Annotated in this window: 17 protein-coding genes; 16 read left to right on the top strand and 1 reads right to left on the bottom strand. The window is 61.6% G+C overall.

The features are described 5' to 3' along the window. Positions 1-93: 93 nt before the first annotated feature. From gbpA to gspM, 13 genes are all read left to right on the top strand, one after another. The gene (gbpA, locus tag PSJE_RS21605; protein ID WP_090452685.1) at positions 94-1,560 is read left to right on the top strand and encodes an N-acetylglucosamine-binding protein GbpA; all 1,467 of its coding nucleotides are present in this window, start codon (positions 94-96) and stop codon (positions 1,558-1,560) included. 77 nt (positions 1,561-1,637) lie between these two features. Beyond that, positions 1,638-2,186, top strand: a complete 549-nt coding sequence (locus PSJE_RS21610; RefSeq protein WP_090452687.1) for a cytochrome b — start codon at positions 1,638-1,640, stop codon at positions 2,184-2,186. 4 nt (positions 2,187-2,190) lie between these two features. Then, positions 2,191-2,733: a hypothetical protein gene (locus PSJE_RS21615; protein ID WP_090452688.1), complete on the top strand. Its 543-nt coding sequence runs from the start codon at positions 2,191-2,193 to the stop codon at positions 2,731-2,733. Between the two features lie 8 nt (positions 2,734-2,741). Further along, on the top strand, positions 2,742-4,661 hold the full coding sequence (gspD, locus tag PSJE_RS21620; protein WP_090452690.1) for a type II secretion system secretin GspD: 1,920 nt from the start codon (positions 2,742-2,744) through the stop codon (positions 4,659-4,661). Between the two features lie 4 nt (positions 4,662-4,665). Further along, positions 4,666-6,138 (top strand): type II secretion system ATPase GspE, encoded by a 1,473-nt coding sequence (gene gspE, locus PSJE_RS21625; RefSeq protein WP_090452692.1) that lies wholly within the window; start codon positions 4,666-4,668, stop codon positions 6,136-6,138. A gap of 3 nt (positions 6,139-6,141) precedes the next feature. Further along, entirely contained in the window at positions 6,142-7,347 is a 1,206-nt protein-coding gene (gspF, locus tag PSJE_RS21630) for a type II secretion system inner membrane protein GspF (protein WP_090452694.1), read from the top strand. A gap of 3 nt (positions 7,348-7,350) precedes the next feature. Then, the gene (gene gspG / locus PSJE_RS21635; protein WP_090452696.1) at positions 7,351-7,806 is read left to right on the top strand and encodes a type II secretion system major pseudopilin GspG; all 456 of its coding nucleotides are present in this window, start codon (positions 7,351-7,353) and stop codon (positions 7,804-7,806) included. A 3-nt stretch (positions 7,807-7,809) separates the two neighbouring features. Next, a complete protein-coding gene (gene gspH / locus PSJE_RS21640) occupies positions 7,810-8,277 on the top strand; it encodes a type II secretion system minor pseudopilin GspH (RefSeq protein WP_090452698.1) in 468 nt (155 codons plus the stop codon). After that, positions 8,270-8,653 carry a type II secretion system minor pseudopilin GspI gene (gene gspI / locus PSJE_RS21645; protein WP_090452700.1) on the top strand — a complete coding sequence of 128 codons (384 nt, stop codon included), beginning with the start codon at positions 8,270-8,272 and terminating at the stop codon, positions 8,651-8,653. The genes gspH and gspI overlap by 8 nt, the downstream gene beginning before the upstream one ends. Further along, complete coding sequence (locus PSJE_RS21650) at positions 8,646-9,188, top strand: type II secretion system protein GspJ (protein WP_090452702.1); 543 nt, start codon at positions 8,646-8,648, stop codon at positions 9,186-9,188. The genes gspI and PSJE_RS21650 overlap by 8 nt, the downstream gene beginning before the upstream one ends. Then, entirely contained in the window at positions 9,185-10,036 is an 852-nt protein-coding gene (locus tag PSJE_RS21655) for a type II secretion system protein GspK (RefSeq protein WP_090452704.1), read from the top strand. Before PSJE_RS21650 ends, PSJE_RS21655 begins: the two co-directional genes overlap by 4 nt. Then, positions 10,033-11,139 carry a type II secretion system protein GspL gene (gene gspL / locus PSJE_RS21660; RefSeq protein WP_090452706.1) on the top strand — a complete coding sequence of 369 codons (1,107 nt, stop codon included), beginning with the start codon at positions 10,033-10,035 and terminating at the stop codon, positions 11,137-11,139. Before PSJE_RS21655 ends, gspL begins: the two co-directional genes overlap by 4 nt. Continuing rightward, positions 11,136-11,567 (top strand): type II secretion system protein GspM, encoded by a 432-nt coding sequence (gene gspM / locus PSJE_RS21665; RefSeq protein WP_090452708.1) that lies wholly within the window; start codon positions 11,136-11,138, stop codon positions 11,565-11,567. Before gspL ends, gspM begins: the two co-directional genes overlap by 4 nt. On the opposite strand, the gene PSJE_RS21670 is transcribed toward gspM, so the two are convergent. Further along, positions 11,560-12,840 carry an MFS transporter gene (locus PSJE_RS21670; protein ID WP_090452710.1) on the bottom strand — a complete coding sequence of 427 codons (1,281 nt, stop codon included), beginning with the start codon at positions 12,838-12,840 and terminating at the stop codon, positions 11,560-11,562. The genes gspM and PSJE_RS21670 overlap by 8 nt on opposite strands. A gap of 118 nt (positions 12,841-12,958) precedes the next feature. Here PSJE_RS21670 and PSJE_RS21675 point away from each other — a divergent pair, with 118 nt between their 5' ends. The 3 genes from PSJE_RS21675 to PSJE_RS21685 all read left to right on the top strand — a co-directional run bounded on the left by PSJE_RS21675 (position 12,959) and on the right by PSJE_RS21685 (position 14,541). Next, entirely contained in the window at positions 12,959-13,861 is a 903-nt protein-coding gene (locus PSJE_RS21675) for a LysR family transcriptional regulator (RefSeq protein ID WP_090452712.1), read from the top strand. Between the two features lie 90 nt (positions 13,862-13,951). After that, positions 13,952-14,257, top strand: coding sequence for a type II toxin-antitoxin system RelE/ParE family toxin (locus PSJE_RS21680; protein WP_090452714.1), 306 nt, complete (start codon positions 13,952-13,954; stop codon positions 14,255-14,257). Further along, on the top strand, positions 14,254-14,541 hold the full coding sequence (locus PSJE_RS21685; RefSeq protein WP_007943750.1) for an addiction module antidote protein: 288 nt from the start codon (positions 14,254-14,256) through the stop codon (positions 14,539-14,541). Before PSJE_RS21680 ends, PSJE_RS21685 begins: the two co-directional genes overlap by 4 nt. Positions 14,542-15,104: the final 563 nt, after the last annotated feature.

The following is a 15,104-nucleotide window of genomic DNA, read 5'->3' on the forward strand; positions in this document are numbered from 1 at the left end:
CAGGCCCTTGTCCGGCGTATCGCCGAACAATCACGAAGCGAACAGGGGCGCCCACAAGGCGCCCTGTTTTCGATAAGCAGTCTGGAATACATCATGAAAATCAAGTTTGAAAAGAGAAGTGCCTTAACCGCCTGCACTTCATCGATGATCCTGTTATCGGCAATGCTGGCCTCTCAAACCGTTTCCGCCCATGGCTATCTGGAAGTGCCGCCTTCGCGCGCGCTGGCTTGCCAGAAAGGCTTGAACACCAACTGCGGTGGCGCCCAGTACGAGCCGCAGAGTGTCGGTGAAACCTTCAAGGGCTTTCCGGCAGGCGTCGGCGGTGCTCCCTTGCAAGGCCCGGTCGATGGCAAGATCGCCAGCGGTGGTCACTCGCTGTTCTCTGCCATGGACGCACAGTCCGCCACTCGCTGGCACCTGACAGAAATCAAGGATCGCAACATTGATTTCCAATGGCATTACAAGGCAGTTCATCCGGCCACCAAACACGAGTACTTCATCAGCCGCAACGGCTGGAATCCGAACGAATCGCTCAAGCGCGCCACCTTCGAAAGTACCCCGTTCTGCACCGTCGATGGCGGCAATAAAATGCCGTCTAACAGCGACAAGCACAACTGCACTATCCCGGCAGATAAATCCGGCCAGCATGTCATCCTGGCGATCTGGACCGTCGGTGATACCGATGCAGCGTTTTATAACGCCGCCGACGTGAACATTCTCGCTGAACCGGCGCTACCGGGTGGCTGGTCTTCCGTAGGCAGTATTTCCGCCGCGACCGAGCTGCTGGTCGGCGACAAGGTCAAGGCCCGCGCATTCTCCGCCAATGGCGAGAACCCGGATTACAGCGTCGAAATCAGCATCGACAACGCTGAGGAAGGCTCGCCGCAAGACTGGTCCTTCAAGCTGGCGGAAAAAATCAACGCGACCCACAAGCTCATCCGCGCCGGTATTCGTGATGAAAACGGCAACATCGAGCCGATCCGGGGCAACAACACGCTGTACGCACAAAAAGAAAGCGGTGTAACCCGCTACGAAGTGCAACTGGACATGAAGGAAGACACCGCAGCGCGCATGTCGGTGGCCTCGCAGCAAGCCGAATACGTTCTGGATAAAGGCCGGGCCAAGGTCGAGTTCAGCATGATTGCGAACCGCCCGATGAACGTCGAAGCGACCTTGCTCGACCAGAACAACAAACCGGTAGGCACCACGTCGGCACAAGTGGCCAGCGGCTCCACCTGGCTGTCCATGGATGTACGCAGCAACCCGGGTGCGCACACCCTGACCCTGGTCGGCACCACCCTGGATGGCCGCACCACCCGTCAGGACACCCAGACCACCCAACTGACTGGCGAAGGTGCCGGCGTCGAATACGATTTCGTGTTCCCTGAAGGCCTCGGCGACTACACCGCCGGTACCAAGGTTCTGCAACCGAAGACCAACGAAGTCTTTGAGTGCAAGCCATTCCCCGAGTCGGGTTACTGCAAGCAGTACAGCCCCACTGCCAACGGTTTTGAACCAGGTGTCGGTGCTCACTGGCACATGGCGTGGAACAAGTTGTAAGTCCCCCTTGTAGCACTTCAGGCGATCGGTAGCCGATCGCCTGAAGCTTTATTCTTCTGACGTTGATCGAGTTGAAAATGACTGTTTCGGGTTATTCCAGACAGCGCGTGCTGCTGCATTGGTTGTCTGCCGCGGTGATCCTGTGGACCTTGCTGTCTGGTTTTCTTGTGGCCGGTTTCGAGGTGTCAGCGCACATCAAGGAGTCGGTTGCGTTCTTCAATGTTTCGCTGACGACAGTGTTCATACCGTTTTACCTGTGGCGCCTGTTTCTGTTTTTCACTCATACCCGTTTTTCGGGCATGAAGTCGTTGTCGCTTGTCGAAGTGCTCGCATTGTTTGCCCACGCATTGATTTACCTCTTCGTCGGTGCCGTTCTGGTGACCGGCGTGTTGATGATGGATCGCCCGATCGATGTATTCGGGGTGATCGAGATCGATCAGCCGTTAAGCGATCCACAACTGATCGTTCTGTTCGTCACGGTTCACACGTGGGTATGTGTGGTGCTGTCGCTGCTGCTGGTCGCGCACATCGGCGCCGTCATCGTGCATGAGGCCTGCAACCACCGGGTGCTGCAACGGATGTCTTTGCGCCTGTGTGGCAAGCCTGGGTCCGGGCGACTTGAGTGAGGCCATGGTGATGTTTTCGCGCGAACGCTTGACCGGACTTGCCTTGCTTTTGAGCAAGGCGAGCCTGCTGGTTGTGCCGCTGGCCTATGGGGCGTTCCTGGGCTGGCAGGAGTGGCGCTATCGCGAACAGTTGGTGCTGCCGGCACCGGTCGAAACCTCGCGAACCGCTCCCGCACCCCGTCAAGCGCTCGACGCAACGGCGGTTGCAACGGTGCTCGGTCTGACGACGGGTGCCGAATTGCTGCCGAGCGCGGAACCGCTGACCTTGAAGGCAAGCTTCGTCGTCACTCACGGCTTGTCCCGGGTGTTGCTGGCTGACTCGCAAGGCGCGCGCATCTACCAGGTCGGCGAGCGCTTGCCCGGTGGCAGCATCTTGCGTCGCGTTGAGCCCGATCACGCGGTGTTGTGGAGCAAGGGCCGAGAGGAACTGTTGACGCTCCAGCCTCCCGTCACGGGTTTCCTGCAACGGCTCGCCCCCCACGGCAAGCCGCAAGTGCCGAACGTTTCTCCGCGTTTTTTTAGCCCGCTTGCCGGGCCGACAGAGTGATCAACTTCATGAATAGCTTTCTCGGTGTACAAGCACTGCGGTCGGTGCTTTTTTTCGTCGCCATGGCGCTAACGCTTTCCCACGGCACACTTCAGGCCGAGGAAGAAAAATGGCAATTGGCGATGAACAACGCAGAGCTGCGCGACATCGTCGAAGAGATCTCCAACATTCTGGGGACCACCGTGGTACTGGACCCCAAAGTCTCCGGTCGAATCACCGTCATGTCCCGGCAGGCCCTCGATCGTGAAGGGGTGCGCCGGTTGTTCTATTCGGTGCTCGATGCCCATAACTTCACAGTGATCGATGAGGGCGACCGGATTCTCATCACCCCGGTTGCCGAGGCCAGGACACGGGCCGGCCAGGGCACGGTAAAAACCACCACGGCGTCGCAGTTCGTAACCGAAGTCATCGGCTTGAACACCGGTAGCGCCACCGATATTGCCGGGTTGGTGCGGCCATTGGTCTCTGCCAATGGTTATGTCGGCCCCTCGGTGTCGGCCAACGCGTTGGTGCTGACCGATACGGCCGCCAATGTTAAGCGCATCGCCCGGGTGATCCGCGAACTGGATTCCGGTCAGAACAACCTGCACGCGGTGGTCCAGCTCAAGCATGCCCAGGCGGGCGATGTCGCGCCGGTGATCGAGGCCTCCATGGGCAAGCGCAATGCCGAGTCAGCCATACAGGTGCTGGCCGACACCAGGACCAATCGCCTGATTTTCATTGGTCCGCCGGTCGTCCGCCAGCGCTTGATCGAGCTGGCCCGAGGTCTCGATACGCCTGCCACCACGACCCTCGACAATGCCCGGGTGATTCGCCTGCGTCACAGCGATGCCAAGCAGTTGGCCGAGATTCTGGAGTCGATGGGGCAGGGCAGAAAGCAGACTTCCGCCGTCGGCAGCGCCAAGGACACGACTGGCGGTGCAGCCTTCATGATCAAGGCCGACGAAAGCCAGAACGCGCTGGTGCTGATCGCCGAACCCGCGCAGGTGCGGACCATCGAAAACATCGTGCGTCAGCTGGACCAGCCACGGGCCCAGGTGTTGATCCATGCCGCCATCGTCGAAATCTCCGGTGACATCGCCGAGGCCGTCGGCGTGCAGTGGAACCTCAACACGGGTGACGCCAAGGGCTTCATCAACTTTCCCGGCACCGACATTCCGATCATCGGCGGGTTGAAGTTCGACGAGAAAAGATCGGCGCCGGAAGGGGCGATCCTGCAACTGGGCGGCGACCGCTTCGGTGCGCTGGTTTCGGCCCTGGCCAGCAACACCCACAGCAACCTGCTGTCCACGCCAAGCCTGTTGACCCTGGACAATCAGGAAGCCGAAATCATCGTCGGCCAAAACGTGCCGTTCAAGACCGGCTCCTATGCCACCAACAGCAACGGCGCGGAGAATCCGTTCACCACCGTCGAGCGCAAGGACGTCGGCATCAGCCTGAAGATCAAGCCTTACATCAACGAAGGCTCGACGTTACGCCTGGAGGTCGAGCAGGAAGTGTCGGACATCGCGCCTTCGGTGTCGGGCATTGATTCCTCGGACCTGATCACCAACAAGCGAGCGCTCAAGAGCACCATCCTCGCCGACGATGGCGAAATCATCGTGATCGGCGGCCTGATCAGGGACAGCGTGCGTACCCAGAAAAGCGGCGTGCCGCTGTTGAGGGACATTCCCTACCTCGGCGCTATCTTCCGCTGGAATCGTGACACCCAGACCAAAAGCAACCTGATGGTGTTCTTGCGCCCGACCATCGTGCGCAGCAAGGAAGACCTGTCCCAGGTCAGCCAGCAGCGTTACAACGCGCTGCGTGACTTGAGCAAATCAGGGGCGGGGGAAAACAACTCGTTGTTGCTGCCGTCCGAGGCGCGCGGGTTGTTCGAACCGGCCACCGACGCGCCAGTGTTCGATTTGCGCGGCAAGGCGAAATGAATCCATGAGCGAACTCTGCGAGCAATTGCCCTTCGGCTTCGCCCGGCGTTTTGGTGTGTTGCTGGAGCATGACGGCGACGACCTGCGCCTTGCCCTGCGTAGTGATGCGCCGCTCACCGCATTGGCGGAAGCGCGCCGGGTGTGCGGACGGGCGTTGCCGTTTCAAATCGTCGGGGCCGATGAGTACGCCTCGCGCCTGGCGGTGGCCTATCGCGAGGGGCGCAGTGCGGTGGAGCAAGTTGCCCAAGGGCTGGACGAAGAACTGGACTTGCTCAGCCTGGTCGATCAGGTCCCGCAAACCGCCGACCTGCTGGAGCAACAGGGCGACGCGCCGATCATTCGCCTGATCAACGCGTTGCTCGGTGAAGCGGTGCGTGAGCATGCCTCGGATGTGCACCTGGAAACCTTCGAACAGTACCTGTCGGTGCGTATGCGGGTGGATGGCCAACTGCGTGAAATGCTCAGGCCCAAGCGCGAACTGGCGACACTGCTGGTATCGCGGATCAAGGTCATGGCGCGCCTGGACATCGCGGAAAAACGCGTACCCCAGGATGGGCGAATGGCGTTGCGCCTGGCCGGGCATGAAGTCGATGTGCGGGTCTCGACGCTGCCTTCGGCCCACGGCGAACGGGTGGTGCTGCGTTTGCTCGACAAGCAGGCCGGGCGCCTGGAACTGCAACGGCTGGGCATGCCGGACGATATCCTCGCGGCCCTGCGCCATCTGTTGGGCAAGCCCCACGGTATTGTGCTGGTGACCGGGCCGACCGGTTCCGGCAAGACCACCAGCCTGTACGCCGCCCTGAGCAGCCTGAACGACCAGACCCGCAACATCCTCACGGTCGAAGACCCGATCGAATACCACCTGCCGGGGGGCGGCCAGATGCCGGTCAATCCGAAGGTCGACATGACCTTCGCCCGGGGCCTGCGGGCGATCTTGCGCCAGGACCCGGACGTGGTGATGGTTGGCGAAATCCGTGACCGCGAAACCGCCGAAATCGCTGTCCAGGCGTCCTTGACCGGGCATCTGGTGCTCTCGACCTTGCACACCAACAGCGCGGCCGGCGCAGTCACGCGGCTGGTAGACATGGGCGTCGATGCCTATCTGCTGGCGTCCTCGCTGGTGGGCGTCCTGGCCCAGCGTCTGTTGCGCACCTTGTGCCCCCATTGCAAGGTTTCGTACCTCGCCGATGCGGCGGCCTGCCAGCGTCTTGGGCTCGACACGAGCACGCCGCACACCCTGTTCAAGGCCTCGGGCTGCGAACAGTGTCAGCACGGCTATCGCGGCCGCATTGGCATTTACGAGCTGATCAGCGTCACACCCGCCGTCTCGGCGCTGATCCATCAGGGCGCCAGCGAGCAAATCCTCGTCGACGAAACGCGCAAGGTCTCGCGCAGCCTGTTCCAGGACGGGCGCCAGCGGGTGCTGGAAGGATTGACCAGTCTCGATGAGTTGCTGCGTGTGACCCAGGAGAACTGACCGGTGCCGACCTTCGACTACCGCGCCCGCGATGCCCGGGGACGATCCTGCAAGGGACGGCTGGAGGCCGATGGGCCCCGCCATGGGCGACAGTTGTTGCGTGAACGTGGTTTGTGGCCGCGTGTCTTGACCGAGGTCAGGGGCGGCGGTGCGGGTCAGCAGTCGCGAGGTGGACGCCTGAGTGCTGCTGATCTGGCGTTGTTGACGTTGCAACTGTCAACGCTGGTTCAGGCCGGACTACCCCTGGAGGAAGCGCTCGATGCGGTGGCGAAGCAGAGCTCGAAGCGCAAGGTTGCGAGCTTGCTCTGGGCGGTCAGGAGCCGGGTGATGGAAGGCCACGCACTGGCCTCGGCATTGGGGCAGTTTCCCAGGGCCTTCCCCGAGTTGTTTCGCGCCACCGTGGCCGCCGGGGAACGCTCGGGGCATCTGGGCCATGTGCTGGAGCAACTGGCGGCCTACACCCAGGCCCGCCAGGCCTCGCGGCAAAAGATCCAGATGGCCCTGGTGTACCCGTTGATCCTGATGTTGGCCAGCCTGGTAATCGTCGGTTTTCTGCTCGGATATGTGGTGCCGGATGTGGTGAAGATCTTCGTCGACAGCGGTCAGCCGTTGCCCTGGCTGACCCGGGCGCTGATTGGCGTGAGCAACGGCCTGCGCAACCATTTCCTGTTGTTGATGAGCGTGCTGGCGACGCTGTTCGGCCTGTGGCGCTGGAGCTGGCAGCAGCCGCAGTGGCGCCTGCGCTGGCATCGTTGGGTGCTGAATGCGCCAGTCCTCGGTGAAGTGCTACGTGCCATGGAAGCCGCACGGTTTGCCAGCACCCTGGCAATCCTCGGCAAAAGTGCCGTGCCGTTGGTGGACGCCCTGGAAATTGCTGCCGCGGTCATCGGCAACCTGAGCATCCGAGCGCGGATGGTCGATGTCGCCCGCTCGGTCCGCGAAGGCGCAACGCTGACCCGTGGCCTGGAGCTGAGCGGTGACATCCCGCCGATGATGCTGCACATGATCGCCAGCGGCGAACGTGCCGGCGAACTCGACCGCATGCTGGCCCGGGCCGCCGAACAACAGGAAAACAGCCTCGCCGCGCGCATTGCGCTGGTGGTGGGCCTCTTCGAGCCGGCCATGCTGGTGTTGATGGGCGGCGTCGTGCTGCTGATCGTCATGGCCATCCTGCTCCCGATTCTCAGCCTCAACCAATTGGTGAATTGATCCATGCAACCTGTCTGCAAAAACCTCTCCCGCGCGCAACGCGGTTTTACCCTGATCGAAATCATGGTGGTGGTAGTCATCATCGGCGTGCTGGGGGCTATCGTGGTGCCACAGTTCATGAGTCGCCCCGATCAAGCCAAGGTCACTGCCGCCAGAATCGATATTCAGGCCATCGCCACAGCCCTGGAAATGTATCGCCTCGACAACGCCCATTACCCATCGACCCAGCAAGGCCTGGAAGCGCTGGTCAAGCGCCCCTCCGGACTGCCCGTGGCGCGTGGCTGGAACCCTCAGGGCTACCTCAAGAGCATGCCGGTCGACCCGTGGAACACGCCTTATCAGTACCTCAACCCGGGTGTGCGGTCGGTAGACGGCACTTACGACCTGTATTCCCTGGGCGCCGATGGCGTTGCGGGCGGCGAAGGGTTTGCAGCCGAAATCGGCAATTGGGGCCATTGATCCGTGGGTTACCGCTGTCGGGGGTTTACGTTATTGGAGCTGATGATCGTGATTGTCGTGGTTGGCGTCTTGCTGGGCATGGTGAGCTTTGTCGGTGGGGGGAGTCCCGCGCGCGAAGTCAGGCAGGAAGCCGAGGCGATGGTTCAGGTGATTCATCAGTTGCGTGAGCGTGCGGTGTTCGAAGGCCAGGAATATGGCCTGCGACTGAGTGCCCGTGGCTACCGGCTGATGCATCTGGGAGTTCGTGGGTGGAAGCCGGTGAAGGAACTGACTGACTGGCCCCTGAGCGTGCGAGTACGTTTGCAGCAGGACGGCTATGCGGTAGGGCTGGACGCTGAAGAAGGCCCGCCGCAGTTGCTGTTGCTCAGCAACGATGAAACCAGTGCCTTCACGCTGACATTCGAGTCCGGCAACAAGACCTGGTTGAGCCTGTCCGGCGATGGCATCGGCGAGGTGGCGATCGATGGCTAGCCGGTCATCCTTGTCGTCCATGGGCGGCTTCACGCTGCTGGAAATCATGGTGGCCCTGGCGGTCTTCGCGACACTGGCGGCAGCCGTGCTGTCGGCCAGTCAATATGCGGTGAAACAGCGCAACGCCGTCGAGACACGGCTGTTCGCGGCGTGGCTGGCGGATAACCGGTTGAACGAGCTGCGCCTGCAATCCGGCCTGGCGGCCGGCCAGCAACAACAGGTCGTGTCCATGGATCAGCGCGACTGGGTGCTGCAACAGCACATCAGCGCCACCCGCAATCTGCGTTTACTCCAGGTCGACATTCAGGTCAGCCCGGCGAACAGTGCGCACGCGTTGTATCGTGCCAGCGGCTGGATACCCGCGAGCCATGAGTAGGCAGCGTGGGTTCACCTTGCTGGAGCTGGTCATCGCCATGGCCATCTTCGCCGTGCTGGGGCTGGCCAGTTGGGGCTTGTTCGATAGCGTGCTGCGAGTGCAACAGGGCACGGCGGCCCACGAGCGAGAGCTGAGGAACCTGCAACGCGCGATGGCGGTGATCGAGCGGGATCTGCTGCACGTCGCTGCGCAGCCGATGGTGCTCGCACCGCCGCTTTTTCAGTTCCAGCGCAGTCACTGGCGCAATCCTCTGGACCAACCGCGCAGTGAGCGCCAGATGCTGACCTATCGACTCGAAGGCAGCGTGCTGTGGCGCGAAAGCCAGGGCGAAGGTACGGAGTTCGTGCAACGGCAAAGACTGCTCGAAGGTGTTCGTGAGTTGCGCTGGCGTCTGTTCGACAGCCAGTCCGGCTGGGTCGCTCATTGGTCGGCCGGGCAGGATACGAAGGCGCTCATGGCGCTGGAGGTGCAAATCTCGGCCGGGCGCTTCAAATCGATTCGTCGGGTGTTGCCGATGCCGGGTGCATTGCCATGAACGGGCGCCAACGCGGCATTGCGTTGATCAGTGTATTGCTGGTCATGAGCCTGGCGCTGCTGATCACCGGCGGCTTGTTGCGCAGCCATCACCTTTCGCTGCAAAGCAGTGGGCAACAGTTGCTGCAGATACAGCTGCGGCAGCTCGCATCGGGCGGGGAAACCTGGGCGTTGTTGCTGTTGCGCGACGCGTTACAGGACTCTGAAAAAACCGTCGAGCGGTTTCAAGGCTGGACGGCCATGGCGCCGGGTTTCGACGTTGAAGATGCGCAGATCCGAATTGATATCGATGACCTCGCCGGGCGCTTCAATCTCAATGCGTTGTTACGCCAGGGGCAGGTGGATCAGGTCACCCTCAACCGTTGGGCGCGCCTGCTCGAACTGCTCGAACTGCCTCCTCTGCAACTGAGCCAGGTGGGACCGCTGGAGGAACTGAGCCAGCTGCGCTTGCTGCCTGGCATTGACGCTCGCCTGCTGCAGCGGCTGGAGCCCTGGGTGACGCTGCTGCCCACCGACACCGCCTTGAACATCAACACCGCGCCGGCGCTGCTGGTGAGAACACTCGGCGAGGTGGACGCCGCGACCGCCGATGCGCTGGCGCGTCAGGCGGCAACCACGCCCTGGGCGAGCGTCCAGGCGTTTACCCAGGACCCGCTGCTCTCCGGGCAGGGCCTGAGCAATCACGGACTTGGTACCCAAAGCCGCTGGTATCGGATAAGGGTGCAGGTGACCCGGGACGGGCGCGAACTGCGCCTGGCCACGGATGTCGGACACGACCCCAAGGCTCGACAACTGACGGTGCTGCAACGACGTTTTCTTCCCATGAGTAGCCACGAGAGACCGCGATGAACACTTGGCTTTACCTGACCGCCGAGGGGCAGGACGCGCCATCCGGCCTCTGGCCCTGCGTCCTGTGGTCGCCAACCTGTCAACGTCAGCCGATGCCACTGAATCAGGCGGCCTCGGCATTGCAGGGGCAGGCGGTTGATGTGCTGCTGCCCATGGAACTGTGCAGTTGGGTTCGCAGCGAGCCATGGCCTTCGCGACGCAGGCCCGAAGCCCAGGCCATGGCTTACGCCGTGGAAGATCAACTGAGTGAAGCGCTGGAAGTTGTGCATCTGAGCGTTGGCGCTCGTGATCGTGAAGGCTGCTACCCGGTCATGGTCATCGGCCGCGAACGGTTGGCCGCCGTGCTCGACTTGCTGCGCGAGGCGGGTATTGAGGTGCGCGGGGTGTTCGTCGATGCCGATCTGTTGTCCGGCGATCAGCCGTGCGGCGCATGGTGGTTCGGGCGCTGGTTGTTGGGTGCAGGCCTGTCGGCGCGCCTGGCGATGTCGCAAGACGACTTGGCGCTGCTCACTCCGTCATTGCCCAACGACATGCAATGGCTGGATGAGCGTGAGTCCCCCGCCGTCATCGACCAATGCCTGACTCAGCGCCCGACCCGGGCCATCAACCTGCTGCAAGGCGCATTCGCCCCACGGGGCAAGCGTCTGCCCTGGCGTGCCGGCGGGTGGGCGCTGTTGATGCTGGCGCTGTTGACCTGGGGTGCCAGCGAAACGCGGATCCGCTTCCTCGACAGCGAAGCCAGCCGCCTCGCAGTCCAGAATGAACTGCGATTCAAGACGCTCTACCCGGAGCAAAGCCGCATCGTCGACATGGCCGCGCAACTCAAGACCCTGCAAAGCCAGCCTGTCGAATCGCAAAACACCCGCATTGCCGGGCTGGTCCGGTTGATTGAGCAGGTGATTGGCGCCAGCCCGGTCGAGGTCCAGCGCATCGAGTTTCGAGCAGGCGAAGGCTGGAAAATCCAGCTGACCGCCAGCGGCTTTACCGAGCTGGAGCAGTTGCGGGAGCGCGGACGACAACAAGGCATGCCCGTGAGGCTCGATAGCGCGAACAAAGCCGCTGACCGGGTGCACGCCACCCTCACCGTGGAGGACGAGGCATGAAGCAGGCATGGCGGCGCATTTCCGTGCGCGAACAGCGGCTGTTGCAGGTATCGGGGGCTTTTTTGTTGGCGGTTGTGGCTTTCAGCCTGATCTGGCAACCGACCCGGCAGCGGCTGGAAACAGTCGAGCGACAGTATCAACAGCAGGCGGGGCTGGCCGCGCAACTGCAGCGGGCGTTACCGCGCAGCCATGTCCCCGTCGACAGCGAAAAACCGCTATCGCTGCGCATCAGCGAAAGCGCCACGGCGGCGGGGCTGGAAATCCGTCAGATGGAGAGTGAAATCGATCTGCTGCGCGTGACCCTCAATGGCAACGCGCAAACCTTGATGCAGTGGCTCGATGGGATCGAGCGCGATGGCGTCGCGCTACAAACCCTGACGCTGGAGAAGCGTGACGACGTCCTCGAGGCGCGGGTGGTGCTCAAGTAGCCGAGGTGTTCTGCGGCAACAACGGCAACTTCGCCAGCTTCAACGCGATCAGCAGCGCAATCACCAGCAGCGTGCCGATGAACAACCCGATCCCGTTCCAGCCGCCCAGGTGCCAGAACACGCCACCCACCGTACCGGCGATGCTTCCCCCGGCGTAGTAGCTGAACAGGTACAAGGACGATGCTTGCCCCTTGGCCCTGGTGGCGCGGCGGCCGATCCAGCTGCTGGCCACCGAGTGGGCGCCGAAGAAGCCGAAGGTAAAGATCAGCATGCCGATGATCACCAGCGGCAATGGCGTAAACATCGTCAGGGCAAGACCACCGATCATCAGCGCGATGGTGCTCCAGAGCACTTTGCGGCGGCCGAGTCTGTCGGCCAGCGAGCCGATTTTCGCTGAGCTGTAGATGCCCGACAGATACACCACCGACAGCAACCCGACGAAGGCCTGTTCCATGTGGTACGGCGCGGCCAGCAGGCGGTAGCCGATGTAGTTGAACAGCGTGACGAACGCGCCCATCAGCACAAAGGCTTCTAGAAACAGCAGCGGCAGGCCGGCGTCGCGAAAGTGCATGGTGAAACCGTCGAGCAGGCTGCGCGGGTGCAGCGAGCGGGCGCGGAAGTTGCGCGATTCAGGGAGGATTTTCCAGAACACCGCCGCGGCAATCAGCGCCAGGCCACCGATCACCAGCATCGCCGTGTGCCAGCTGACGAAGTCGATCAATACCCCGGTGATCAAGCGTCCGCTCATCCCGCCAATCGCGTTGCCACCGATGTACAAACCCATGGCGAGGCCGATGTGCTGTGGGTGGATCTCTTCGCTCAGGTAGGTCATGGCGACCGCCGCCAGACCGCTCAACGACAATCCAATCAGCGCACGCATCAGCAGCACACCGTGCCAGCTCGGCATCATTGCACTGGCCATGGTGCACAGCGCAGCGGCGAACAGAGCTGCCACCATCACCGGTTTACGTCCGATACGGTCGGAAATCGGGCCAGTGATCAGCAGGCCGATGGCAAGCATGCCGGTGGCGATAGACAGGATCAGGCTGCTTTGCGCCGCGTTGATGGAGTACTCGTCGGACAGCAGCGGCATCATCGGCTGCACGCAGTAGAGCAGGGCGAAAGTCGCGAAGCCGCCGCAGAACAACGCCAGCACCGTGCGCATGAACGCCGGGGTGCCTTTTTCGATGTAGATCTCCGCCAGCTCAGCGGCGATAGCGTCCGGCGCTGAAGGTGAAACTTCATGGGCGAGTGGGGCGACAGCAATTTTCACGTTGGACCTCGGAGGGCGCAGCCGGTCAGGCAGTGAAAAAAGCATATAGCTGGCTAATGATTCAATCCAATATATTGTTCGACCTGTTTGATAGCTTTTACGACCTAATGGGGTTTCCATGGAATTGCGTCATCTGCGCTACTTCATCGCCGTCGCCGAAGAACTGCATTTCGGCCGCGCCGCACAAGTGCTGGGTATCTCCCAGCCACCGCTGAGCCAGCAAATTCAGGCGCTGGAACAGGAAGTCGGCGCCCGGTTGTTCGAGCGTACCAATCGTCGGGTCGAACTGAGCGAGGCCGGTCGGCTGTTTCTGGAAGAGGCGCGGCTGGTGCTGGCGCAGGTCGACAAAGCGGCAGATGTCGCGCGACGTGCGCAACTGGGCGAGTTGGGTGAGCTGAAAATCGGCTTCACCTCGTCGGCACCCTTCAACTCGACCATTCCCCAGGCGATTTTCTCTTTCCGCCAGCGCTTCCCCGCGGTGCACCTGAACCTGCGGGAAATGAGCAGCACCCAGGTGGCCGATGCGCTGGTGGACGAGTCGATTGAAGTCGGGATCATGCGCCCGCTCGGGCTGCCGGACTGCCTCAGCGTGGTCGAGCTGATGCGCGAACCGCTGGTCGCGGTGCTCAGTTCCAAGCATCCGCTGGTCGAGGGCAGCGAGGAGGGCTTGTTCCTGTCTGCCCTGGCGCTTGAGCCCTTTGTGTTTTTTCCACGCAGCTACGGCAGTGGCCTGTATGCGCAGCTGCTCAGCCTGGCCAGGGACTCCGGCTTCAGCCCGCACTTCGCCCAGGAGGCCGGCGAGGCGATGACCATCATTGGTCTGGTGGCGGCGGGGCTCGGTGTGTCGGTGTTGCCGGCGTCTTATCAGCGGATGCGCATTGATGGCGTGGTCTATCGGCCCTTGCTCGATCCGGCGGCGGTGTCGGCGGTGTGGCTGGTGCAGCGCAAGGATCAGAAGTCGCCGATGGCCAAGGCGTTTGTGGAGTTGTTGACACGGAAAGTTGAGCCGTTGGAGGTGTGACTGCTTTGCAGTGAATTGATTTGTCTGCCGGGCGTCGACACATCAGAAAGACTGGTTGAGCGGGTGTAGCTCAACGGCTACACTCGGTGCATGACGGAGATCCTTCGAAGTTCAACATTCTCTGGCTGGCTGTTAAAGCTGGCCGATAGTCGCGCCAGGATGCGTATTCAGGTGCGAATTGACCGCATGGCCGATGGGAATTTCGGTGATGTAAAAGCCATCGGAGAAGGGTTGAGTGAAGCACGTATCGACTATGGTCCCGGTTATCGGATCTATTTCATGCAGCAAGGCAGCCAGTTGGTCATTCTCCTTTGTGGCGGAGACAAAAGCAGCCAACCCCGTGACATCAAACAAGCCAGGCTCATTGCGAAATCCTGGCAGGAGCAAAACCCATGACCGAACAATTCACTCGCTGGGACTCTGCCGAGTACCTCAAGACCGAAGAGGACATGGCTAATTACCTGGATGCTTGCATGGAAGAGGCGGGAGATGACCCTGCGTTCATCGCCAAAGCACTAGGGACTATTGCACGTGCTCGCGGCATGACTCAGGTCGCACGGGATGCGGGGCTTTCTCGGGAAAGTCTTTATCGTGCATTGTCAGGTGAGGGGAATCCGGAGTTCGGCACCATCCTGAAAGTCGTTAAGGCATTGGGCTTGAAATTACACGCCAGCACCTGAAATACTGCCGATGTCCCCGAACGGGGCTTGTGAGACTCTGAGGATCCTGGGCAACCAGCTATCGCAGAGCCAGGCAGGTACAGGGCGATGACAAGCCGACCTGTCTGTGAAGGGGCGCCGAAAGGCGCCCTTTGTCGTTTCTGGGTTTTTGACTGTAGGAGCGAGCCTGCTCGCGATGAACTAAAGAACGCCGCGTTAATCCAGGAAACACGCGTCATCGTTAACGACCATCGCGAGCAGGCTCGCTCCTACAGAAGATCAGAAGCTTCACCACTGTTTGTGGGACTTTTCTGAAGTGCTTCCGACAGGCTACAGCGCCTTGCGGCGTTACCTACAACTACTCCAGAATCCGCCGGCTTGTGCGCTTTGAGGGGCATCGCTAACTTGATTCGCGTCACTGATTGTCAGTGGTCGGGTTTAGTAGCCCGCTTTCCATATCTAGCGCATTGGCGCTCCTGATAGGCAGGTATCTCTATACCTGCCCTTGACGGTAGCTGTGCGCAGGGCGCCTTCGGGTGCGCCGGATTGATGTGGACCGGTCTACTAACCTGCGTACAGCTGCC

The organism is Pseudomonas jessenii (assembly GCF_002236115.1).
Taxonomy (GTDB): Bacteria; Pseudomonadota; Gammaproteobacteria; order Pseudomonadales; family Pseudomonadaceae; genus Aquipseudomonas; species Aquipseudomonas jessenii.

Excerpts from the sequence above, each read along its gene's own strand:
- gbpA (WP_090452685.1), top strand. The coding sequence starts at position 94 with ATGAAAATCAAGTTTGAAAAGAGAAGTGCCTTAACCGCCTGCACTTCA.
- PSJE_RS21610 (WP_090452687.1), top strand. The coding sequence starts at position 1,638 with ATGACTGTTTCGGGTTATTCCAGACAGCGCGTGCTGCTGCATTGGTTG.
- PSJE_RS21615 (WP_090452688.1), top strand. The coding sequence starts at position 2,191 with ATGGTGATGTTTTCGCGCGAACGCTTGACCGGACTTGCCTTGCTTTTG.
- gspD (WP_090452690.1), top strand. The coding sequence starts at position 2,742 with ATGAATAGCTTTCTCGGTGTACAAGCACTGCGGTCGGTGCTTTTTTTC.
- gspE (WP_090452692.1), top strand. The coding sequence starts at position 4,666 with ATGAGCGAACTCTGCGAGCAATTGCCCTTCGGCTTCGCCCGGCGTTTT.
- gspG (WP_090452696.1), top strand. The coding sequence starts at position 7,351 with ATGCAACCTGTCTGCAAAAACCTCTCCCGCGCGCAACGCGGTTTTACC.
- gspI (WP_090452700.1), top strand. The coding sequence starts at position 8,270 with ATGGCTAGCCGGTCATCCTTGTCGTCCATGGGCGGCTTCACGCTGCTG.
- PSJE_RS21650 (WP_090452702.1), top strand. The coding sequence starts at position 8,646 with ATGAGTAGGCAGCGTGGGTTCACCTTGCTGGAGCTGGTCATCGCCATG.
- PSJE_RS21655 (WP_090452704.1), top strand. The coding sequence starts at position 9,185 with ATGAACGGGCGCCAACGCGGCATTGCGTTGATCAGTGTATTGCTGGTC.
- gspL (WP_090452706.1), top strand. The coding sequence starts at position 10,033 with ATGAACACTTGGCTTTACCTGACCGCCGAGGGGCAGGACGCGCCATCC.
- gspM (WP_090452708.1), top strand. The coding sequence starts at position 11,136 with ATGAAGCAGGCATGGCGGCGCATTTCCGTGCGCGAACAGCGGCTGTTG.
- PSJE_RS21675 (WP_090452712.1), top strand. The coding sequence starts at position 12,959 with ATGGAATTGCGTCATCTGCGCTACTTCATCGCCGTCGCCGAAGAACTG.
- PSJE_RS21680 (WP_090452714.1), top strand. The coding sequence starts at position 13,952 with ATGACGGAGATCCTTCGAAGTTCAACATTCTCTGGCTGGCTGTTAAAG.
- PSJE_RS21685 (WP_007943750.1), top strand. The coding sequence starts at position 14,254 with ATGACCGAACAATTCACTCGCTGGGACTCTGCCGAGTACCTCAAGACC.